Source organism: Bradyrhizobium vignae, from assembly GCF_004114425.1.
In the GTDB taxonomy this organism is placed as follows: domain Bacteria; phylum Pseudomonadota; class Alphaproteobacteria; order Rhizobiales; family Xanthobacteraceae; genus Bradyrhizobium; species Bradyrhizobium vignae.
Genome location: NZ_RDQF01000075.1, coordinates 18,750 through 28,121, shown reverse-complemented (window position 1 = coordinate 28,121; position 9,372 = coordinate 18,750). Strand labels below are relative to the sequence as shown.

At 64.1% G+C, this 9,372-nt stretch carries 7 protein-coding genes; 4 read left to right on the top strand and 3 right to left on the bottom strand.

Features of this window, described 5'->3' with window-relative positions:
- Positions 1–886: 886 nt before the first annotated feature.
- Positions 887–2,464: a porin gene (locus EAV90_RS35520; RefSeq protein WP_122401793.1), complete on the bottom strand. Its 1,578-nt coding sequence runs from the start codon at positions 2,462–2,464 to the stop codon at positions 887–889.
- Positions 2,465–2,970: 506 nt separating this feature from the next.
- On the opposite strand from EAV90_RS35520, the gene EAV90_RS35515 reads away from it, so the two are divergent.
- Positions 2,971–3,450: a MarR family winged helix-turn-helix transcriptional regulator gene (locus EAV90_RS35515; protein ID WP_122401792.1), complete on the top strand. Its 480-nt coding sequence runs from the start codon at positions 2,971–2,973 to the stop codon at positions 3,448–3,450.
- A 39-nt stretch (positions 3,451–3,489) separates the two neighbouring features.
- Here the strand turns inward: EAV90_RS35515 and EAV90_RS35510 are convergent, their stop codons facing one another.
- Both EAV90_RS35510 and EAV90_RS35505 read right to left on the bottom strand, forming a co-directional pair.
- A complete protein-coding gene (locus EAV90_RS35510) occupies positions 3,490–4,560 on the bottom strand; it encodes an alpha/beta hydrolase family protein (RefSeq protein ID WP_122401791.1) in 1,071 nt (356 codons plus the stop codon).
- Between the two features lie 208 nt (positions 4,561–4,768).
- Complete coding sequence (locus EAV90_RS35505; protein WP_129146097.1) at positions 4,769–5,194, bottom strand: hypothetical protein; 426 nt, start codon at positions 5,192–5,194, stop codon at positions 4,769–4,771.
- Between the two features lie 78 nt (positions 5,195–5,272).
- On the opposite strand from EAV90_RS35505, the gene EAV90_RS35500 reads away from it, so the two are divergent.
- The 3 genes from EAV90_RS35500 to EAV90_RS35490 all read left to right on the top strand — a co-directional run bounded on the left by EAV90_RS35500 (position 5,273) and on the right by EAV90_RS35490 (position 9,223).
- The gene (locus EAV90_RS35500; protein WP_122401790.1) at positions 5,273–6,337 is read left to right on the top strand and encodes a ketopantoate reductase family protein; all 1,065 of its coding nucleotides are present in this window, start codon (positions 5,273–5,275) and stop codon (positions 6,335–6,337) included.
- Between the two features lie 459 nt (positions 6,338–6,796).
- Positions 6,797–7,603: a YkgJ family cysteine cluster protein gene (locus EAV90_RS35495; protein WP_376707304.1), complete on the top strand. Its 807-nt coding sequence runs from the start codon at positions 6,797–6,799 to the stop codon at positions 7,601–7,603.
- Positions 7,604–7,708: 105 nt separating this feature from the next.
- Positions 7,709–9,223: a helicase HerA domain-containing protein gene (locus EAV90_RS35490; protein WP_122401788.1), complete on the top strand. Its 1,515-nt coding sequence runs from the start codon at positions 7,709–7,711 to the stop codon at positions 9,221–9,223.
- The last annotated feature ends 149 nt before the right edge of the window (positions 9,224–9,372 follow it).

The window sequence follows — 9,372 nt, the reverse complement described above, 5'->3', positions numbered from 1 at the left end:
TCATTCCACAACCAACCATCCGTTGCTTTCGCCGCAGAAAGCGAGCGCTTGGGCGGCACCTGCGCGAGCCTCCTCGAAAACGTCCGTATCAATCGATGCTCGCGCTACCTTAACGCCTATGGGGAAGGCCGGGTGCCGGCTGGCACCCACGGTCCGCTGTGCGCGTGTAGCGCAAAAGGAATTGCACAGCGGCATACAGGTGAAGCCGTACACACGGCCTTCCCTGCGCAGTGGTCGGACGGCTTATGCCGCGGTCTCCCGGGAGCCGAGTTCCTTCTGGCCTCCCTCACCCCGCGAATTGACGATGCCGTCCGCCCGGTCGGGCTCGCGCGCATCTTCGAAGGGCTTGACCGTAGCAACGACGGCCAGGACCACACGGTTTTGCCGTACGCGCGGCTCGCATGTTCGCGCAGGGTTTTCCCGCGCTGTCGACGTCACGGGAAAAATGCTGGCGAGACGAACCTTTCAGCGCCGCTCGTCCGCACGCGGCTGCGAGCTCACAGGGACTACCCGCCCTGCCCGCACCCTTCGTGCCGACGCTGCCGCGTCCACCGCAACCCGACTCGCGACACGTGACGACACAAGATCGCCCCTCAAGACTGAGCCGGGATGGGCGACACATACGACAAATCCGAATTTCTGTAAAGTCGAATATTTTGGCGGGGACGGATTGACAACGCCGCCTGTGGAAACATCCAGGTGTTTTGCCCGTCGGGCGCCGTAGCCCGGATCGAGTGTTGTCCGGCATCGCACCGCTCATTCTACAGCGCCCCGGATTACGCTTCCGCTCCGTCCGTACGAGGGGCGTCGGATGTCACGCAGAATGCACACAAAAAAACACCCGGCGGTTTCCCGCCGGGTGTTCGTTCCACTGGTTGGAAAGATCTTACCAGTTGCGCTGGGCGCGCAGGATCATGGCGATCGAGTCCTGGTCCTTCAGCTCGTAAACCGCAGGCGGCTTGGCGGTCGTGGCGGACGGGCTGATGGCAACCGTACCCGAATACTTCTGGTCGAGGTGCGTCCAGGAGAGGTCGGCCGAGAACGTCAGGTTCTTGACCGGGGTCCAGCGGGTGACGATACCGAGCTGGCCGATCGCGAAGTCAGGGTTACAGCCCGTGACACCGGCGAGGCCGCCGAACACGCCGCCTGCACCGCTAGCGCCGCAGAGCGTGGTCTTGGCAAGCGTGCCGAACTGGGCCTGAGCGTAGGCACCGTAGAGCGCGGAGTTCCAGTTGGGATTCCAGTTGTGGGTGTAAGCGCCACGGAAGCCCCAGGTCTTGACCGTCTCCTGCTGCGAGCCGGTGATGTACACCGTGTCAGGAGCATTGGCGAAGCCGATGCTGCCATAGGCACCCGCAAGGCCCGAGCCGCCGAACAGCGAATACGTGCTGCCCGACAGGTTCTGGAAGTTGTAGCGGGTCGCACCGTCGGTGTAGACGCCCTGGATGTTGATCGTGTCACCCGCGCCGGTCGGGATGTTCTTGATCGACAGAGCGAGCTGAACCGCCCAACCCCACTTGTCGTCGGGGTGGCCAGTCAGCTCGTTCGCGCCGTAGTAGGCAACGTGGTTGTCATGCGCAGCGACCGACGCCTGGAAGAGACCCCAAGCCTGGTCGACACGCACCTGACCAACGAGGTTCGGCGAACGGGAGCCGCCGATGGCGTTGGTGCCGTACGAACCACCGATCATGCCACCCACGCTGGCGCCGGACATGTTGAGGTTGCCGGCCTGATAATATGCCGTCGCGTCTTCCGCCGAGAACGACGCCGTCACGCCCTGACCGAAGTCAGCGGTATAGGTGAACTGGTTGACACCAGTGACCGTGCCACTGCCGCCGACGAGATTGTCAGTGATGTTGCCCGGATAGTTGGTCCAGGGCGCATCGAACTGCGACACGGCCTTACCCATGGTGAAGCCGGCGAACTGGATGAAGGCATAATACACGCCGAGCGCACCGCCCGAGGTACCGCCGTCGGTCGGGTTGATCGACGAACCGACCAGCGCCGGGGTCGCACCCGAGGTGTTGAGCGCCAGCGTGCTGCTGTAGGCGGTGCCGCCCGTCGCAGAACCGGTGCCGGAATAGTTGCCGGTCGTCCAGGTGAAGACCGCATCGAAATAGGTGCGGACCACGCCGTACTCGGTCGCGGTGCGCGTGTCGATGTTGAGGTCTTCACGAGCACGGAAGGTGTAGTAGTTGGCGAGGCGGTTGCGGGCGCCGGCAACACCGCTCTGGTTCGGGTTGAAGTCCGAGTTGGTGTTCAAGTTCGCGTCGGCGCGCAGATAGCCGCCCAGCTTGATGCAGGTGTCGGTGCCCGGGATGTAGTAGAAACCGGCGCCGTACAGCGAGCAGATCTTGACGTATTCGACCGCCTTGGCCTTCACCGGCAGATCGGCTGCGAACGCCCCGGAGACGGCCATCAGGCCGGCTGCCGAGCCGAGAAACAGCGTCTTCGTTAACTTCATTCGTAAACCTCCAGGTCGCTTCATGGGGCTCGGCTCCTCGGAGGACGCCGCTTCACCCAGTTTGATTTCCGTTCAATTCAGGTCCGCACTGAAGGTCCGGACTGAAACGACAGCGAGGTGCCCCCCCTCCGTCGTTCCTTTCGTATAGTTTATAAAAACAATCGCCTCAATTTGTTGATTTGGTAAATCGTTGTTTCCGGCGCGGATGTGGCCCAAAGGCAACAGAGCAGTCCTTGCGAGGCCATAAATAAATGAAAAAACCCTCAGGGGGCATCCCGAGGGCTTTTTTTGGAGGTCTCACGTCGCCGGCCGTGACAAGGTCAAGAGCCAAAGAGAGAGTGGCTGAGACGTAATTTAATCAATTGATTTTTGCAAGCACTGAATTGTCGCTCGCTTCCGGGCTGCAACATCTACGCCATCTTCGTGCGCGACAGGCGAGACGCCTGCTCAATATCCCGTTACTATCCGGAAAAAGGGATCAAAGGAATAGAACGAGGGAAGCCAGGGTGCTCGAGAAGAAGCTCAACAGGGCGATTACGGACTTCATTTGGAACGTCGTCGAAATCCACTCCCAGCTGGAGGACATCCACACCAGCTGGGCCGGACTGCTGGGCATCACCCAGCCGCAATGGCTGATCCTGATGGCCATCACCGAACTCGATGAGGGGCGAGGCGTCGCCGGCATCGACATCGCGAATAAGTTGCGGGTCCACCCCGCGTTCGTCACCAACCAAACCAAGACGCTCGAAAAGCGCGGATTTCTGTCGCGACGAGCCGCCCCGGACGATGCCCGCTTCGTTCTGATGTCGCTCACCGCAAAGGCGACCACGGAGATCGAAAAGCTGGCCAAGCGAAAGCTCGCCCTTAACTCGACCATGTTCAATGAACTCGACGAAACGACCTTGGCCGAGTTGAACGCCACGCTCGCGACGATCGCCAAGAACGCCCGGCTGGCGGCACGATTGCTGGCGATCGAGACTTCATGATCGGCCTGGCCCCGGCGCTTCACAGGTCCACGTGACGCGTTAGAGGTAAGTCACGGGATCGAATTGACGAGCCGCTCCAAACTTGCTGTCGAGCCATTGGACAATGAAATTGTCGGCGGCGATGAAATTCTCGACCTCACCCAGCGGGTGCGGAATGCGGTTCGGCACGACGACCGAGCAATCGGCTCCGGCCCGCCAATAGGTGGCCTGTAACTCGAGAGCCTCTCGCTCCCGCAGCATCGAGCGGCTGCCAACCACCATGAGAAGCGGGCAAGCGATCCGATGCGACGGCGGCAACTCGCCATTCGAGGCTCTATCATCGACGCCGGTCATCCAATGCACCGATGCGCGACGCGCGACCGAGGTCAACAGTCCCGCGTCGCACACGGCGGCGGCTATCCGGCAGTCCGAAACGGCGAGGCGGGAGGCACGACTGGCGCCCGTCCCTTCGCCATAGACCGCGATCTGCTGCGCGTCGACATCCTGACGCGCTTCCAGATAGTCCAGCCAGCACTGAAGCATTTGCTCCGGCTCCACGCCGCGGCGACCGGGTGAGGCGCCGGCAGCGAGGAAGAGGAGTGACGTGGTCCCGCCGCGTGTGGCCGGCAACAGCCGGCTCATCATCGAGTCCAGCGTGATGTCCTCGTCACCGATGCAGATGATTGCGGGCGCGCAAGGTCCGCCACGCGACGCCGGCACGAAGAAACCGGACAGCGGGCCCCGATCGAGGCCATCGATCTCGACGCGCTCGATCGCCGGACCGAACCCGTCCATGAAAGCTTTCAGGTTGGCTCCGACCTTGCCGGCGAGGCCGGCCAGCGCCGGGTCCTCCGGACAGGACAAGCTTCGCGCGACTTCGAGGGCCGTGAGCGAACACAGCCCCGCTTCCGACACAATCCAGGCCGAACCATCTCTGCGCGCGGACTCGGCGAACAACCGGTAGTCGTCTGCAACCCGCAGCCAGTCCGCGACCCACAGATGTCTGTGCGTCTCACGCGCGAGCTCTGCACCGGTGAGGCTTTCGAAGAATTCGGACACGCGATTGCGCAAGCCCGTCAGATTGCGACCGGCACCGTCGCGCGAGCCGTGAGGCCAATGATCACCTTCCATGTCACCCCCCGAACGGCGCCGTCAGCGGCTGCCCGGACATGGATGGCGAGAACGCAGCGCAATCTCCGCACCGCGTGCGCCCGCTTGCGCCTTTCGCGCGATACGATTCATCCTGACGATCGCTCCGCCGTCGCTTCGCGCAGCGAAGTTGCCGGCGCTCCATCGTTCAAACGAGCCGGTCCCGATACGACGTCCCCGCCGGCTCAACTCAGTCGTCACAGCTCAGCTCCCTTGCTGACACTTGGTCTGCGCCCCGCGCCATTCTGCCATTTTCGCGGTCCCCGGTTTGTAGTTTTTTGTTGTGACGGGCGCCTAAAATATAGAGGGGGCTTGATGACAGAGGAGGCAATCGCGATTTCAGCCGCAGATCCGGCGGATCGTCATCTGATCGTCGCAAACCACCGCGACGCGCAGCTCCAGCTGTTTGCCTCTCCAGCGAGCCGGAAGGGCGATACGATTTTGCCGAATTATTCGAACCGAGATTCTCGGCATCGTGACCGAAGCGCCGTGCTTGCCGTCCTGACTTTTGCGAGCTTGCCGCGGCACGATCCTTGTTGAGCTCCTCGTCGAAATGCGAACGAAGCGGGAATATCACCGCCTTGTATGCATTATCCCAGTTGCCAGTCTCGCGCACTTCGCTTTACATGCGGCCAACCCGCCCTCGGACCAGGACCGAGGCCCAAAATCACATGACCGCTCTGAGGGACGAAACATGGCGCGTAACATTTTGATTCTTGGAGCTTCGTACGGCTCGCTGCTGGGCACGAAGCTGCTGATGGCGGGTCATAATGTGACCCTGGTCTGCCGCGCCAAGACCGCGGAGCTGATCAATCGGGACGGTACCGAGGTGCGCATCAAGTTGCGCGACGAGGCGGTGCATCGGGCCATCTTCTCGCGCGACCTGCCCGGCAAGCTCGATGCGGTGACGCCGGCCAATGTCGACCTCTCCCGTTACGATCTGGTGGGCCTTGCGATGCAGGAGCCGCAATACACCAACCACACGGTGCGCGTTCTCATGGTCAAGATCGCCGCGGCGAAACTGCCGTGCCTGTCGATCATGAACATGCCGCCGCTGCCCTATCTGAAGCGGATTCCTGCGCTCGCGGACATGGAGCTCGAGGAAGCCTACACCAACGCGCAGGTGTGGGAGCGGTTCGAGCCGGGACTGGTGACGCTGTGCTCGCCCGACCCGCAGGCCTTCCGGCCGCCGGAAGAGGCCGCCAACGTGCTTCATGTCGGCCTGCCGACGAATTTCAAGGCATCGGTCTTTGCCGACGAGAAGCACAACAAGCTGCTGCGCGAGCTCGAATCCGATATCGACGCGGTGACGCTCGACGGCCATGACGTGCCGGTGAAGCTGAAAGTGTTCGACTCATTGTTCGTGCCGCTGGCGAAATGGTCGATGCTGCTCACCGGCAATTACCGGTGCATCACGCCCAATGAGCCGCAGTCGATCCGCGACGCAGTGCATGGCGATCTCAAGCGCTCGCAGACGATCTACGACCATGTCGACGCGATCGCCCGCCGCCTCGGCGCCGATCCGCAGGACCAGGTGCCATTCGCGAAATATGCCAAGGCCGCCGAGAGCCTGCTCAAGCCGTCCTCGGCCGCGCGCGCGGTCGCGAGCGGCGCGCCCTTCATCGAGCGCGTCGACCTTCTGGTGAAGCTGATCTCGCATCAGCTCGGCGTGCCCAACGCCGAGATCGACCGCACCGTCGACACCGTGGACCAGAAGCTGAACGAGAAGATCGTGCAGGGCGGATCCGGCGCGCAGTGACTTCGCGCCACGCGCTCGGAAATCATTGAAGCCGGGCCAGGCTGGTCGCCGCGACAGCGTGACCGCGCCGGTGCGCGTGACCAAGTTGCGATGTCCGAGCCGGCGTCCGTGATTGTTCCCGGTGTGGCGCAAACTCACCGATAGTTCTCAAGCCACGTGATCGGGTCGCGCTCACGCGCGAACCGCAGGTATCACGACTGCGTGAGACGACGGCATGCCGCCCGTCATATCCCGCGCTTCGCGGGCAAAGCAGGCCGATTCGACGCGAAAGGCTCCGCCTTACGTGCAGACCCTTCATTCGCGCAAACGTTGCATGCGCGCAGGACCGGTCCAGCTTCTTGCCGGCAGAGAGATGAGCAACATATCTTCCTAACTCAGGTGTCTACGACCTGTTTGCCGGTCTGCTTTCCGGCGCGATCGCAATGCACGGCTGAAAGAACAACAACAATGGATCAGGCGATGCTGAGCATCGTCCGCGCGGTGGAGGCAGGCGCGACGACGATGAAAGCCGTGATCGACGCCACCGGACTATCCCGTCTCAAGATCGAACGTGCGTTGACCGCGCTGGAGAAGCAGAAGCTGCTGGTCCGTGACGGCCAGGGCTTTCGCGCGACCGGTCTGCCGAAGGCGGCGCCTCCCGCCCGGCAGTGCGGCTCATGCAACGCCTGCTGCGATATCCTCGAAGTGGCCGCCGTCGACAAGCCGGTGAACCAGCTCTGCCGGCATTGGCAGCAAGGGACCGGATGCACCATTTACGACCGCCGCCCGCAGATGTGCCGATCGTTCGCCTGCGCCTGGCTGCAGGGCCATCTCGATGACGACTGGTTTCCCGAGAAAGCCGGCCTCGTGGTGCATTTCAGCCAGGACGCCGTCAATGTCACCGTCGACGACGATTGCCCGGACCGCTGGCGCGAAGAGCCGTATTTCAGCAAGCTCGCCGAATGGTCGCTGAACGGCATCAGGCGGATCGGAAACCGGGGCTATGCCACCCTCGTCGTCTCCGGCACTGAGCGCTTCCTGCTGCTTGGACGCACCGTCATTCCCGAGCCGACGCCGTTCGGCACCGCGTTCCTGCCGCTCACGGCTGACACTTTCCGGTTCTGGCGGGCGAAGTCGCCCGAGCATTTGCGACGGCTGCACGAGCGCATCGCCGAGATCGAACGGATCAGGCAGGAATTCGGATCCTGCGCCATCCCTGAGAACGAGGACGACGATCCGCAACCGCCCTATCGGCCCGCGCTTCTACGGTTGTCGCATCACGCCTGAACTCCGCCGTGGGCAACACGGCCTGATTCGCGCGCTGGCGCTCGACGCGCCTCGGTCGGGTTGATAAGTCCCTGTCCGCGAATGACGGGGACTTGAGTCGGGGACATGACGGTTGCAATCGAGATGGGGCAGACCACGGCAGGCGCCGCGGCCGCCATGGACCTCGAGGAACTGCTGGCGACCCGCCTCCTGGTGCAGGGCAATTCGGGCTCCGGCAAGTCGCATCTGTTGCGGCGGCTGCTGGAGCAGAGCGCGCCCTGGGTGCAGCAGGCCATCATCGATCCCGAAGGCGATTTCGTCACGCTGGCCGAGCGCTTCGGCCATCTCGTGATCGACGCCGAGGATCACACCGAGCGCGGCCTTCAGGTTGCCGGCGAGCGCGCGCGGCTGCATCGCGTCTCCACCGTGCTCAATCTCGAGGGGCTGGATGCCGAGAACCAGATGCGGCGCGCCGCGGCGTTCCTCGGCGGAATGTTCGATGTCGATCGCGACCATTGGTACCCGATGCTGGTGGTGGTGGACGAGGCGCAGCTGTTCGCACCGGCGGTCGCCGGTGAAGTCTCGGACGAGGCGCGAAAACTCTCGCTCGGCGCCATGACCAACCTGATGTGCCGCGGCCGCAAGCGCGGGCTTGCCGGCATCATCGCGACCCAGCGCCTCGCCAAGCTCGCCAAGAACGTCGCGGCGGAAGCCTCGAACTTCCTGATGGGCCGCACCTTCCTCGACATCGACATGGCGCGCGCCGCCGATCTGCTCGGCATGGAGCGGCGGCAGGCCGAGGCCTTTCGCGATCTCGAGCGCGGGCAATTCATGGCGCTGGGACCGGCGCTGTCGCGCCGGCCGCTGCGTCTGAATATCGGCTCGACCGAGACCTCCCCGCGCAATTCGACTCCTCGGCTGATGCCGCTGCCGGAAGCGACGCTGGAAGATGCGCGCGCCGTGATCCTGGCGGCGCCGCCGCCCGATGCCAGCCGGCCGCAGCGCTGGCCCGCGCCGGATCTGCTGGAGCAGCTTCGCGCGGCGAAAGCCGCCGCCGCGCCGGAGATCCGGCCCGAGCTGGCCGAGGTGCCGGTCAGCGCCGAAGAGCTCGCGGAGCGGCGCGAGCGTGTCGACCGCACGTTGCGCGCCGTGCTGGCCGAGCCCGACGCCGGCTTCCGCGCCATCGGCGTGCTCTATCAAGAATTCGTGGTCCGCTGCCGCATCGAGGGGCTCGGCGCGGCGGTGCCTGATCTCAACGAATTCCGCCGCATGCTGACGCATGCGCGCGCCGGGCTCGGGACCGATCTCGCTGAAGACGACGCCTGGCAGGAGGTGTCGCTCCGCGCCTCGATCCTGCCCGACGACATGCAGGGCGTGTTCATGATGATCGCGCGCGCGGCCAAGGAAGGCTGGCCGTGCCCCGGCGATGCCGCGATCGCGCGCGCCTACGGCTCGCACTCGCTGCGCCGCGCGCAGCGGCTGCTCGGCTACATGGAGGAGCAGGGCCTGATCGTCGTCCAGCTCGACGGCGCCGGCCGCCGGATCGTCACGCTGGTGGAGCTGGCCTGGGCCACGGCGCCGGGCGATCCCAATGGCGATGATCTGCCGGTGGACCAGGTCGCGAGCGCGGCGTCGGCCTGATATGAGATGGAGGTCGTCATGCCCGGGCTTGTCCCGGGCATCCACGTTGTTCGTGCCGGGAGGCAAGACGTGGATGGCCGGGTCATAGGCGAGCGCAAGCGACGCCGTCCTTCGGACGGCTATGTCCTGCCATGACGTGGAGAGGTCAG